We start from the raw sequence: 12,984 nt of genomic DNA, 5'->3' as shown, positions 1-12,984 counted from the left end.
GTGGCGACTACACTCGCGTCGACCAGGCCTGCGACGGGAGGACGATGCGTGGACGACCAGCCCTCGAACCCGACGAATGGCGAGCCGCCGCCCGAAGCCGGACAACCGGCCCCACCTCCGCCGAGCACGTGGACCCAGCCGGCTCCGGCTCCGTCGGCTCCGGCCGCCCCTCCGGCACCCGCGCCGTGGATCCAGCCCGCCCCCGCTCCGACGGCCCAGTCCGCCCCGGCCGGCTGGGTGAACCCGGGCGCCGCGGCGCCGGTCAGCGGGTGGGTCGCGCCGCCTCAGGCCGACGTCCGTCGGCCATCGACGGGGCTTGCCAAGGTGGCTGCCCTGCTGCTCATGATCCTCGGCCTCCTGGCGACAGTCGGCGGGGTCTTCATCGTCCTCGGCGGGGCGGTCGTCAAGAACGCCGGAGATCAGGCCGGGGTCCCGGGATTCGGTGACTTCGTGGGTGGAGCCGTCGCCGCCTTCGGCGTGTTGATCGTCATCATCGGCCTCATCGAGATCCTTGCCGGCATCGGCGCCTGGCGAGGCAGCGGCTGGGGTCGTGTCATCGGCCTCATCTACGGCGTCCTCGGCTTCCTCCTTGGCCTCGCGGCGGCGACCGGTGCCCGGAACGCTGGCGACGCGGCCGCGAGCGGTGCCGTGGTGGGCCTCGTCATCCTCCTCGTCTACGGCTTCATCACCGTCGTCCTCGCCGTGCGCTGGAAGGCCCGGGCCGGCTGACGGATCCACGGGTCCGCCCGCGCGTCGCTGACGGACCCGGATGAGCCAGGAGGCCGGCAGGGAGGCCCATCCGTGTCCGACGCTCGAGCCGCCGACCTCGTCCTGCACGGTGGCGCACTCCACACCGTCGATCCGAAGCGGCCGCTTGCCCAGGCTCTTGCGGTCAGCGCAGGGCGGATCGTGGCCGTTGGTTCGAACGCGAGCGTGGCATCGCTCATCGGCGCCCGGACGCGGGTCATCGAGCTCCGCGGTCGGACGGTGCTGCCCGGCTTCCAGGACGCCCACGTCCACCCGGTTTCGAGCGGCCTGGCCCGGCTCCGCTGCGAGCTGCACGAGTCGCACGGCCTCGAGACCTACCTGCGCATCGTGCGCGACTACGCGGTCGCGAACCCGGCGGAGGCCTGGATTCGCGGCGGCGGCTGGTCCATGGAAGACTTCCCGGGTGGGACGCCCCGGCGCGACGATCTCGACCGGGTCGTGGCGGACCGACCGGTCTTCCTCGAGAATCGCGACGGGCACGGCGCCTGGGTGAACAGCCGGGCGCTCGAGCTGTCCGGGGTCACTGCATCGACCCCGGATCCAATCGACGGCCGGATCGAGCGCGACGCCGACGGGACGCCGACCGGGGCGCTCCACGAGGGCGCCATCCGGCTCGTCGAGCGGATCGTCCCGCCCGACTCGGCGAACGAGCTGGAGCGGGGACTCCTCGTCGGACAGGCGTACCTGCACGCACTGGGCGTGACGAGCTGGCAGGACGCGTGGGTCGAGCCCGGGGCGCGGGCCGCCTACCGCGCGGTGGCCGGCCGGGGCGAGCTGACGGGCCGGGTGGTCGCCGCGCTCTGGTGGAACCGCCAGCGCGGTCTCGAGCAGATCGAGGAGCTCGTCGCCGCACGCGCCGAGGGCACGATCGGCCGGTTCCGGCCCACGAGCGTGAAGATCATGCAGGACGGCGTCCTCGAGAACTTCAGCGCGGCGGTGCTCGAGCCCTACCTCGGCGTCGACGGCCGGCCGACGGACAACCGCGGGATCTCGTTCGTCGAGCCCGGGCTGCTGCGACAGGCCGTGACCCGTCTGGACGCGGAGGGCTTCCAGGTGCACGTCCATGCGATCGGCGAGCGGGCCGTCCGGGAGGCCCTCGACGCCTTCGAGGCGGCGCTGGCGGCGAACGGGCGCACCGACGGGCGCCATCACATCGCCCACATCCAGGTGATCCATCCGGCCGACGTGCCGCGTTTCGCTGCGCTCGACGTGACCGCGAACGCCCAGCCGTACTGGGCCTGCCATGAGCCACAGATGGACGAATTGACCATCCCGTTCCTTGGCCCGGAGCGCGCCGCCTGGCAGTATCCATTCGGGTCGCTCCTGCGGGCGGGCGCGCGCCTCGCGATGGGCAGCGACTGGAGCGTCTCCACCCCCGACCCGTTGCTCGAGATGGAGGTCGCGGTGAACCGCGTCTCCGAGGACGCGCGAGGCGCGAAGCCGCCGCTGCTCCCCGACGAGCGGATCTCCCTCGAGGAGGCGGTCCGCGCGTTCACCCTCGGTTCGGCCTACGTCCAGCACCAGGACGATGAGACAGGCTCGCTGACGGTCGGCAGGCTGGCCGATCTGGTCGTCCTCGACCGGGACCTGTTCGACCGCGCCGCCGGCGAGATCGGCGACGCCCGGGTCATCGCGACGTTCGTCGAAGGTCAGCCGGTCTTCGAGGATCCGGCGCTCGGGGCATAGGGTCCTGCGTCGCGATTCCCTTCGGCCAGCCAGCACGCAGCCTGCTGGCCGCCGCCGACGTCGAACAACGGCGGCTCCTCGACCGAGCAGCGATCGAAGGCGACCGGGCAGCGGGTGTGGAACCGGCAGCCGGACGGGATCGCGGCCGCGTCCGGCGTCTCGCCGGACAGGATCACCCGCGCCGCGCGGAGCGCGTCGTCGGCGGGCTCGGGGGTGGGTGAGACGCTGACCAGCGCCTTCGTGTACGGGTTGCGAGGCCGCTTGATGACCGCCTCGGCCGACCCGATCTCCATGATCCTGCCGAGGTACATGACGGCGATCCGGTCGGCCAGGACCCAGGCGAGCGACAGGTCGTGGGTGATGAACAGGTACGTCAGGCCGCGGGCCTCGCGCAGGTCGAGCATGAGCCGGAGGAGCTCGGTCCGGATCGAAACGTCGAGCATGGACACCGGTTCGTCGGCGACGACCAGCTCGGGATCCATGACCAGCGCCCCGGCGATGACGACCCGCTGGCGCTGGCCGCCGGACAGCTCGTGCGGGAAACGGAACGCGAAGTCGCGGGCGGGCCGCAGGCCGGCGGCGTCGAGCGCGGCGAGGACCCGGTCCTCCTGCTCCGCACTGGACCGCGTGAGGTGGTTCACCTGGAGTGGCTCGGCCACGAAGTCGTAGACCGTCTGCTTCGGGTTGAGCGTCTCATACGGATCCTGGAAGATGATCTGGACGCGCCGCCGATAGCTCCGCAGGCGGGCGACGCCCCAGCGATCGCTCACATCCTCGCCGTCGAAGATGACCCGTCCGGCGGTCTGCCGAGTCAGCTTGACGATGACCCGGCCGGTCGTCGTCTTGCCCGAGCCCGACTCGCCGACGAGGGCGAGGACCTCACCGCGCCGGATCGAGAGGTCGATCCCGTCCACCGCCCGGATGACGCCCCTGGGCCGACGGCGGAGGACGTCGAGGAGCCCGCTCCGGATCGGGAAGTGGACCTCGAGGCCCTCGAGCCGGAGGAGCTCCCGGTCGGCAGCGGCGGGCAGCGCGGCGGGCGGCGCAGCGGCTCGCTCGGCGCTCATGCTCGGTCTCCGGCCGCGCGCTCGGCGCCGCCCGACGTCGCCACGGCGCCGATCGCGTCGACCGTCGGCGCGGTGACCGGGATCCCGTCGCCGCCGTTCGGATAGAGGTGGCACGCGATCCGGCCGCCATCCGGCAATGCCACCTCGGGCGGGGCCTCGGTCGAACAGACCGCCATCGCGAAGGCACAGCGCGGGTGGAACCGGCAGCCGGTCGGCGGGTGCCGGAGGTCCGGCGGTGAGCCGGGGATGACCTCGAGGCTCCGCCGGTCGGTGTGGATGTTCGGGAAGGCGCCGAGGAGCTTCTGCGTGTACGGATGGCGAGGGCGACGGAAGACCTCGTCGACCGTGCCCTCCTCGGCGATCCGGCCGGCGTACATGACCATCACCCGGTCGCACGTCTCGGCGATGACCGAGAGGTCGTGGGTGATGAGGATGAGCGACAGCCCCAGATCTCGGCGGAGCCGCTCGAGGAGCTCGAGGATCTGCGCCTGGACCATGACGTCGAGGGCCGTGGTGGGCTCGTCGCCGATGATGATGGCCGGGTCGCAGGCGAGCGCCATCGCGATCATCACCCGCTGGCGCATCCCGCCCGACAGCTCGTGGGGGTAGGCGCGACCGCGTCGTTTCGGGATCCCGACGAGCTCGAGCAGCTCGCCCGCGCGGCGGAGTGCCGCGTTCCGCGGGATCCCCAGCCGCAGCTCCACCGGCTCGGCGATCTGCTCCTCCACGCGGCGGACCGGGTTGAGCGCGTTCATCGCGCCCTGGAAGATGATCGAGATCTCCCGCCAGCGGTAGCGCCGGAGGGCATCCTCGGACTTCGCGGCGAGATCGATCCCGAACAGCCTGATCCGACTGTTCTTGCCAATCCGCCCGTTGGCGGGCAAGAGGCGGACGAGGGACAGCGCGGTCGTGGTCTTTCCGCAGCCCGACTCGCCGACGATCCCGAGGGCCTCGCCGTCGCGCAGCGTGAAGCTCACGTCGTCGACGGCGGTGATCGAGCCCCCGGCCATCCTGAAGCGGGTGGTCAGGTGCTCCACGACGAGCAGCGGTGCGTTCGGATCCGCCTGCTTCGGGAGGGGCCATCGGCGCCGGCCACGCGCAGCCGCCAGGCTGCCGGCCGCATCGGGCGCGTCGGCCGCATCGGGCGCGTCGGCCGCATCGGCCGCATCGGGCGCCGGTCGCTGCGCTGCGTTCGTCCCGCTCATCGGCGGACCCGGAGTCGCGGGTTGAGGACGTCGTCCAGGGCGGACCCGACGAGGGTGAAGGCGAGGATCACCATGACCACGCAGGCCGCCGGCGGGACGATATCCCACCAGGCCCCGAGTCCGGGCGCTCCCGAGTCCTGGGCTGCGTTGAGGAGCTGGCCCCATGACGGCTGGAACGGATCGCCGAGCCCGATGAACGAGAGGGTCGTCTCGGTGAGGATCGCCCCGGCGAAGACGATCACCGCGTTGGCGACGAGCAGGGTGAGGACATTCGGCAGGATGTGGCGACGCATGATGTGCCCCGACCCGCTCCCGATCACGCGGGCCCGGTCGACGAATGCCCGCTGCTTCACCGACAGCGTCTGCGACCGGATGATCCGGGCGGTGGAGGCCCAGCTCGTGAGGCCGATGACGACGATGATCACCCAGAGCGTCGTCCGGATCCCGAAGAAGTCGATGTCGGCCGGCACGAGCTCGAGGATGATCGGAGCGAGGATCAGGGCCAGGACGAAGGTCGGCAGGACGAGGAAGAAGTCCGTGATCCGCATGAGCAGGTTGTCCGCCCAGCCGCCGACGTAGCCGGAGACGATCCCGACGACCGCTCCGACGAGGATCGTCACGACCGTGGCGAGCAGGCCGATCAGCATGGACACGCGTGTCCCGTGGACGGTCAGGTTGAGCATGTCCCGTCCGAGGTCGTCCGTGCCGAGGAGAAAGACACCGGATGGCGCCTGGAAGGCCGTGCCAGGCGCTGTGGTCGCCGTCTGCAGCGGCCCGACGAAGACCTGCGGCGCGATCGCCAGCACGGCGAAGATGGCGAGGATGACCGCGCCGATGATCCCGTCCGGGCGGGTGGCGAAGCGCTGGGCGAATGTCCGCAGGCTGCGGATCCGCGACCGCAGGCGGCTGCCGCGGAGATCGGGGAGCGGGGCGACGGTTGCACTCACGCGCGGACCCGCGGATCGAGGTACCCGTAGATGAGATCCGCCACGAAGTTCGCCACCACCACGGCGATGCTGAGGAGCAGGAAGATCCCCTGCAGGACCGGGTAGTCGCGAGCGGCGAGTGCGTCGACGGTCAGCGAGCCCAGACCCGGCCACGCGAAGACGTACTCGACGGTCACCGCGCCGGCCACCACGTATCCCAGGTTGATGGCGATCAGGGTGACCGCGGGCAGCATCGCGTTGGGGAACGCGTGGGATCGGAGGATGCGCCCGGAGGTGAGGCCCTTGGCGCGGGCGGTGGTCACGTAGTCCTCGCCGAGCGTCTCGATGATGGACGACCGCATGAGGATCGAGTACTGGCCGATCAGCCCGATCGAGACCGTGGCCAGGGGGAGAGCGAGGTGAGCGAGGAAGTCCACGAGCTGGTTGACCCAGGACGCGTAGTCCGCCCCGATCCGCAGCATCCCGCTCGTCGGGAACCATCTGAGCGCCGTCGCGAAGATGAGTACGAGCGCCATGCCGATGACGAAGTACGGCATTGCATAGAGGACCAGGGAGACGCCGTTGCCCAGGTAGTCGACGATCCCGCCTCGCTTCCAGCCGGCGTACGCACCGAGCCCGAGGCCCACGACGATCGCGATGACCTCGCCGAGCCCGAACAGGATGAGCGTCGGCCAGATCGCCTGGCCGATGACGTCCGTGACGGCCTGCCCCTGGTACTTGAACGAGTAGCCGAGGTCACCTTGGAGGGTCGACTCGACGTAGGCGATGAGCTGGTCCGGGATGAGCGGCTTGTCGAGTCCCCAGCGCGCCCGGGCATCGGCGAGCACGGCTGGGGTCACGTTAGGGTTCCGGAACAGGATCCTCTCGGGTGACCCTGGCATGAGCCGAAAGAGCAGGAAATTGAGGATCACGATCATCGCGATCGTGAAGATCATCTGCAGGAGCTTCCGGCCGAGGAACCGGCTGCCCATCTGTGAGGAGCGCCGGGTCGGTCAGTGGGGCGGGGCCGCGCTGTCGCGGCCCCGCTGGCTCCCCGATCGGTCGGCAGGTCCGGCCCGATCGGTCACTCGTCGTCCTCCCCGGTCGCCGCCCGGCGACGTCTGGTCATGAGCAACACGCCCACGAGGAGCGCTACGACCACGGCGATCCCGGCGACGAGCGGCAGGGGGCTGCCACTCGAGGTGCCGCCAGGAACGACGGGCGCCGGCGAGGCGCTGCCGCCCGAGGCGCTCGGGCCGGCGCTCACCGCAACACTCGGGGCCGGCGTTGCCGCATTCGCGTCGGTCAGCAGGGTGTAATCGAGCGACCCGTAGCCGAACAGCGGGACGCCGTTCGCGGGCTGGTTCTGCCAGCCGCCGAACTTGTCCGTCCGGTGGACGTCCAGGGTGCTCGGGTAGTAGAGGATGTGATACGGCGCGTCGTTGTAGAAGATGTTCTGCATCTGCGCCATGAGCTGGTGGCGCTGGTCATACGTGGTCGCCGCGTTCTGCGCCGTGAACAGCTGGTCGTACGTCGGGTTGGAGTAGAGGCTGTCGCTCGTGGACCCGATCGCGCCGGTGGTGAAGATCTGGAGCAACGGGTTGGGGTCTGCGTAGCCCGTCCAACCCCAGATGATCATGTCCCAGGCGGCCGTCTGTGTCGGGGCGTCCTTGGTCGGCGGAAGCTCGAGCGTCGTCAGCGTCCCGCTGTCGAAGATCTGGGTCGTGATCGCGATGCCAAGCTGGCTGAACCAGTCCTTGATGAACTGGGCGTCCTTTGGGTAGGTCGCGTCGGAGTTGGGCATGTAGAGCCGCAGCTTGAGCGGCTTGCCCTGCTTGTCGAGCCGCTGTCCGGAGGCGTTCAGGACGTAACCGGCGGCGTCGAGCTTCTGCTTCGCCAGTCCGATGTCGAACGTCCGCGGGTTGTCGGGCTCGACGTGCCAGCGGGTCTGGAACGGCGGCACCTGGGTCGTCCCGGGCGTCCCGTACCCACCGAGGACCTTCGAGATGAGGAGGTTCTTGTCGATCGCATACCCGAGCGCGTCGCGGAAGGCGGGATCGCGGAGGGCCTTGGTCGAGGCCCCTCCGCCCGGGATGTCCTTCCCGTAGCAGTTGAAGTCGAGCTCGGTCCAGCCGTTCGTGGTGCCGGCGACCGCGACCATCCCGGGGACCGTCTTGAGGTTGTCGAACTGGGCCGCGTTGACGCCGGACGCGTAGTCGATCTGGCCGCTCTTGAGGGCCTGGACCATCGTGTCGGGATTCTTGAAGAACTGGAGCACGACCTCGTCGGCCGCCCCGCGCTTGCCCCAGTAGTAGGGATTGCGGACGAGCCGGACGTACTGGCCGGTCTTCCATTCGACGGCCTGGTAGGGACCGGTCCCGACGACCGGCGGGTCGTTCGTGAACGTCGGAATGGACTTGAGGGTCTGACCCTTCCAGACGTGCTCGGGCAGGATCGGGATGTACATCTGGAGGATCCGGTTGCTCGGATCCGTGTTGGTGATCACGAGTGTCGTGGGATCTGGCGCCGCGATCTTCGTGACCCCCGCGTTCTTGAGGTCCGGATCGATGTAGCCGAGCCCGATGCTGTTGCCGCCGTTGGCCGCATCGAGCACGAACTGGAGGGTCCAGCGGGCGTCCTCGGCCGTCGCCGGCTGGCCGTCCGACCACTTCATCCCGTCGCGGATCTTGAACGTCCAGGTGAACGACTTGCCGTCCGCTGCGGCCTGCCGGGTCCACGAGCTGGCGTAGCCGGGGATCGGCTCGAGGGTGGGTCCGAACCCGACGAGGAGGTCGTAGTTCAGGGTGAAGACCTCGTAGCCCACCTCGAGCGCCGTGTTCCACGGGTTCATCGCGTCGAGATCCTGGGTCGTCCCCACGCGCAGGGTGAGCGTGCTTGCGGCGGCGGGGGTGACCGAGGGCAGGAGTGCGGCGGCCGCCAGCGCGCCCGCGGCACAGAGGCGAAGGAACCGGGCGGACATCGAGGTCATCGCGTGCGGCACTATGCCACACATGTGGAGCGTTGCGGCGATCGGTTCACGATACGGGACTCGGATCCGGCACCCCATCGTGGGTGATCCGTAGAATCTACGAATGGAACCGTTGGAGGAGCCGATCATCGTTCGCGTGATGGTCTTCAACATCGAGGACGGCGGAGTCGGCGTGGACCTCGCGAAGGTCGTCGAGGCGATCCGGTGGGCGGACTCGGACATCGTCGCGCTCGAGGAAGCGATGGGCAATACCGCCCGCATCGCCGACGCCCTCGGCTGGGGATTTGCCTCGGCTCGCACCCACGTCCTGTCGCGCCATCCGATCCTGGAGCCTGCGGCCGGCGACGGGGTCTTCGTCTTTGTGGAGATCCGGCCCGGGCGGATCGTCGCGGTCGCGAACGTCCACCTGCCAGCCGAACCGTACGGCCCGCATCTCGCAGCAGCGGGCGGCAGTCCGGCGGAGGTGGTCATCCTCGAACGCCGCATCCGCCTGCCGGTGCTCGAGCGGCACCTCGCCGTGCTGCCCCGCCTGGCCGCGGCCGGGATCCCGGTGTTCCTTGCGGGCGACTTCAACGCGCCGTCGCACCTGGACTGGACCGCGGCGTCGGTCGGCCTGCGGACGCACCTCCGTGCCCCCATCGAGTGGCCGGTGAGCCGGGCGATCGAGGACGCGGGATTCCGCGACACGTGGCGCGACATCCATCCGGATCCGGTCGTCGAACCCGGGCTCACGTGGTGGGCGGCGCGACCGGCCATCGACGGCCATGGCCCGGGTCATGGCGAACCCGAGGACCGTATCGATGTCATCTACGCTGCGGGGCCGTCCACGACGATTGACAGCCGGATCGTCGGCGAGGTGGGGCGCCCCGACGTGGCGATTGGCGTCGAGCCGTGGCCGTCGGACCACCGCGCGGTGGTCTCCACATTCCAGGTCTCGCCCGCGCCGATGCCGGTCCTCGTGGCGGTCGACCGGCGACTCGCAACGACGGAGATCCGCGACCCGGGCGACCCGGGCGACCCCGTCCACCTTCGCGTGACCCAGCCGTCCTACCGGGTCGGCGAGGAGATCGAGGTCGGCTGGACCGGCGGACCCGGCAACCGCTGGGACTGGATCGCGGTCTTCCGCGCTCCCGCCGAGGACCTCGCCGATGCCCATCTCATCTGGGCCCACACCGGCGCGCGAGTCGCCGGCACCGTGCGCCTAGGCGCGTCGTCAGCCGTCGTCGACCAGTCCCCTGCCGGTGGGCGCTGGCCGCTGCCGCCGGGTGCGTACGAGGTGGCCTACCTGCTCGACGACGCCACCGTGCGGGTCGCCCGAGCCGCATTCGCCATCGTCCCCTGATCAGCCAGCCATGGCCTCCGCCCGCGACCCGGACCCGCGCCCCGCGTCCCAGCCCCACCATGCCGCCGAGCCGCGGCGGGAGGTCGGGATCCCCGTCAGGGACGGCCTGCTGCTGAGCGCCAGTCTGTGGTTGCCGGTCCCCCGTCCCGACGCCCCGGACGAGCGCTTCCCGGCGATCCTCGAGATGATCCCCTACCGCAAGGACGACTGGCGGTGGGCGGACGACGAGGCGCGCGGCGGATGGCTGGCGGCGCGCGGCTACGCGCTCTGCCGGCTCGACGTCCGGGGGACCGGCAGCAGCCCGGGCATCGCCCGCGACGAGTACACGGCGGAGGAGACTCTCGACGGTTACGACGCCGTGGAGTGGCTGGCGGCCCAGCCCTGGTGCACCGGGAACGTCGGCATGTGGGGCATCAGCTATGGCGGCTTCACGGCGATCCAGGTTGCGAAGCTCCGCCCGCCGCACCTCCGGGCGATCGTCCCGATGTATGCGACCGACGACCGCTACACGGACGACGTCCACTACGTGGGCGGCTGCGTCACGGCCAGCGAGCTGAGCCAGTACGCGGTGAGCATGGTCGGCAGCAACGCACTCCCGGCAAGACCGGGCTTCCGCGGTGACGGCTGGCTCGACGAATGGCGGGAGCGCCTCGCAGGGACGCCGGTCTGGTCGTTCGAATGGCTCCGCCAGCAGCACGACGGGCCGTACTGGCGGCAGGGCTCGCTCGCCCCGGACTGGAGCGCGCTCTCGATCCCGACGTTCCTCATCGCCGGCTGGATGGACGGCTACGTCGATCCCGCGCTGCGGATGCTCGAGCGCTGCGTCAGCGCGCCGATGCGGGCGCTCGTCGGGAACTGGGTCCATTCGTTCCCGGACGACGCGTACCCGGGCCCGAACCTGGACTGGCTCCACGAGTTCGTCCGCTTCTTCGACCGCTGGCTGAAGGAGATCGACAACGGCTGGGAGGCCGAGCCGGCGCTGACCTGCTTCGTCCGCGACTTCGCCCGGCCCGAGCCCTTCCCGGAGACCTGGCCGGGCGCCTGGCGGAGCGAGCCATCGTTCCCGCCGCCGGGTGCGACCGATGTGACGCTCTGGCTGGCTCGCGGAGGGCAGCCCCTCAGCGGCCGGCTCGCGGCGGCAGCGCCCCCGACGGCGCCCCCGACGGAACCGGCTGTCGACCGCTTTCCGCACCGGGCGACGACCGGCACGGGCGCGGCCCTGTCGTGGGGCGCGGGTGGTCTGCCGAACGGCCTCGGTCGCGACCTGCGGTCCAACGACGGTCTCGTCCCGACGTACACCGGCGCGCCGCTGGCGGAGCCACTCGTCATCCTCGGGATGCCGGTCGCGGTGCTCACGGTGGAGGCGTCCATGGCGATCGCGACCGTGGTCGTCCGGCTGGCTGACGTCGCGCCGGATGGGACCGCCGCGCAGGTCACGGCCGGCATCCTCAACCTCACCCACCGCGGCTCCCATGAGGCCCCCGAGCCTCTCGAGCCGGGCCGCGCCTGTGAGGTCCACGTCCGGCTCCGGGCGGCGGGCTACCGGTTCGCGCCGGGTCACCGGATCCGCCTCTCGGTCGCCTCGAGCTACTGGCCGGTCATCTGGCCGTCGCCGTTCCCGGGCGAGCTCGGCATCCACCTCGACGCCTCACGCCTCGTCCTCCCGACGATCCCGCCCGGCGATGGCTCCCTCGCGACACCGGCGCTGAAGACGACGCCGGCCGGACTGCCCGCGATCGCCACCGTGGATCGCGAGGACCCGCCCATGTGGCGGATCGTCGACGACGTGCTCGCCGGCACCATCACGGTGACGACCTCGAGCGGTGCGGAGACGACCCTGCCGGACGGCAGCGCGATCTACTCGTCGGAACTGCTCGAGATGACCGCCTCCGACGCCGATCCGGCACGGGCCACGATGCGGACCGAGGTGATCTACCGGCTCCGCCAGGACGGCTGCCGGATCGACGTCCGTGCGGACGGGCTGACGACGTCGACGGCGACCGATTTCGCGATGCGGGTCGAGCTCGACGTGGACCTCGACGGGGCGTCGTTCTTCCAGCGGACCTGGAGCGAGACGATCCCGCGACGCCTCGTCTGAACCATCGGCGGGGCCGGCCCCCAGGAACGGTTCAGACCCGCGCCGCCGCGTGGCCCGCGACGCGCCGCCTGCCCGCCGCCACCTTCGGCGCGTCCTCGCGTTCGAGCTGGATCGGAGCGCCGGAGCGCTCGCCCACCGTGCGACTCGAGACGATGCCGTCGCCCGCATGGCGGTCGATGACCATCAGGTCGAACGCGTGGACCGACGGTTCCTCGCTCGAGTAGCGACCGGCCGTCCACGAGCGCGAGCCGGTGCCCCGCTGCTGGAGCTCGCAGACGTGCCAATCCTGGCGGTTCGTCAGGTCCCAGAACTCGATCGCATCGGTCGGGTCGAAATCGGGCCGCGCCATCGTCGCCGGCTCGAACAGCCAGTCGCAGTCGATGCGGGTCCTGCCGGGACCCATCGGCGTGAGCCGATGGACGAGCAGGTAGTCCGGGTGGATGGACAGGAAGACGTTGGGCCAGACCAGGTAGTAGGTGATCCGCCGCTCGTCGTCCGCCGTGGCGCCGGCCATGGCCGGCCGTCCGTTCCGGCCGCCGCCGTGGAGGGCCATCGTCTCGGCACTGTCGACGAGCTGCATCCAGCCGCCCTGCCACTCGCCGTTCGGGTCGAAGTCCGCTCCCAGGTCGTACGGGGTGAGGCGATTGAGCTGGGGATGGAGGCCCGGGCAGTGGTAGCACTCGCTGTAGTTCTCGGCGACGAACTTCCAGTTCGCGTCCACGTCGTACGACGCCGACTTCGCGACCCGCAGGCCGGCGACGTCGAACCGGGCGAAGTGATCGACGAGGTCGCCGAGCTGATCGCCGAGCGACGGACCCTCAGCGGTGAACGAGAGGAAGACGAAGCCACCCCAGCGGTCGAGGCGGATCGAGGTGAGGCCGAAGGTGGCGCGGCTGAAGTCGG

General features: G+C 70.8%; 10 protein-coding genes. 4 read left to right on the top strand and 6 right to left on the bottom strand.

Annotated elements, in window-relative coordinates:
* The first annotated feature begins 48 nt into the window (after window positions 1–48).
* Complete coding sequence (locus IVW53_10230; protein MBF6605945.1) at window positions 49–729, top strand: hypothetical protein; 681 nt, start codon at window positions 49–51, stop codon at window positions 727–729.
* Window positions 730–801: 72 nt separating this feature from the next.
* On the top strand, window positions 802–2,454 hold the full coding sequence (locus IVW53_10225) for an amidohydrolase (GenBank protein MBF6605944.1): 1,653 nt from the start codon (window positions 802–804) through the stop codon (window positions 2,452–2,454).
* On the opposite strand, the gene IVW53_10220 is transcribed toward IVW53_10225, so the two are convergent.
* The 5 genes from IVW53_10220 to IVW53_10200 all read right to left on the bottom strand — a co-directional run bounded on the left by IVW53_10220 (window position 2,418) and on the right by IVW53_10200 (window position 8,641).
* Window positions 2,418–3,521, bottom strand: a complete 1,104-nt coding sequence (locus tag IVW53_10220; GenBank protein ID MBF6605943.1) for an ABC transporter ATP-binding protein — start codon at window positions 3,519–3,521, stop codon at window positions 2,418–2,420. The genes IVW53_10225 and IVW53_10220 overlap by 37 nt on opposite strands.
* On the bottom strand, window positions 3,518–4,531 hold the full coding sequence (locus tag IVW53_10215) for an ABC transporter ATP-binding protein (protein MBF6605942.1): 1,014 nt from the start codon (window positions 4,529–4,531) through the stop codon (window positions 3,518–3,520). Before IVW53_10215 ends, IVW53_10220 begins: the two co-directional genes overlap by 4 nt.
* 191 nt (window positions 4,532–4,722) lie before the next feature.
* Window positions 4,723–5,673, bottom strand: coding sequence for an ABC transporter permease (locus IVW53_10210; GenBank protein MBF6605941.1), 951 nt, complete (start codon window positions 5,671–5,673; stop codon window positions 4,723–4,725).
* Complete coding sequence (locus IVW53_10205) at window positions 5,670–6,644, bottom strand: ABC transporter permease (protein ID MBF6605940.1); 975 nt, start codon at window positions 6,642–6,644, stop codon at window positions 5,670–5,672. Before IVW53_10205 ends, IVW53_10210 begins: the two co-directional genes overlap by 4 nt.
* 92 nt (window positions 6,645–6,736) lie before the next feature.
* Window positions 6,737–8,641: an ABC transporter substrate-binding protein gene (locus IVW53_10200; protein MBF6605939.1), complete on the bottom strand. Its 1,905-nt coding sequence runs from the start codon at window positions 8,639–8,641 to the stop codon at window positions 6,737–6,739.
* 103 nt (window positions 8,642–8,744) lie between these two features.
* Here IVW53_10200 and IVW53_10195 point away from each other — a divergent pair, with 103 nt between their 5' ends.
* Window positions 8,745–9,983, top strand: a complete 1,239-nt coding sequence (locus tag IVW53_10195) for an endonuclease/exonuclease/phosphatase family protein (protein ID MBF6605938.1) — start codon at window positions 8,745–8,747, stop codon at window positions 9,981–9,983.
* A gap of 10 nt (window positions 9,984–9,993) precedes the next feature.
* Complete coding sequence (locus IVW53_10190) at window positions 9,994–12,081, top strand: CocE/NonD family hydrolase (protein ID MBF6605937.1); 2,088 nt, start codon at window positions 9,994–9,996, stop codon at window positions 12,079–12,081.
* Between the two features lie 31 nt (window positions 12,082–12,112).
* Here the strand turns inward: IVW53_10190 and IVW53_10185 are convergent.
* On the bottom strand, window positions 12,113–12,984 hold an 872-nt coding region (locus tag IVW53_10185; protein ID MBF6605936.1), incomplete at its 5' end, for a hypothetical protein.

It is taken from the genome of Chloroflexota bacterium (assembly GCA_015478725.1).
GTDB lineage: Bacteria > Chloroflexota > Limnocylindria > Limnocylindrales > CSP1-4 > C-114.
Note: the sequence above shows the minus strand (reverse complement) of the source record. Positions and strands in the feature narration are given on the sequence as shown.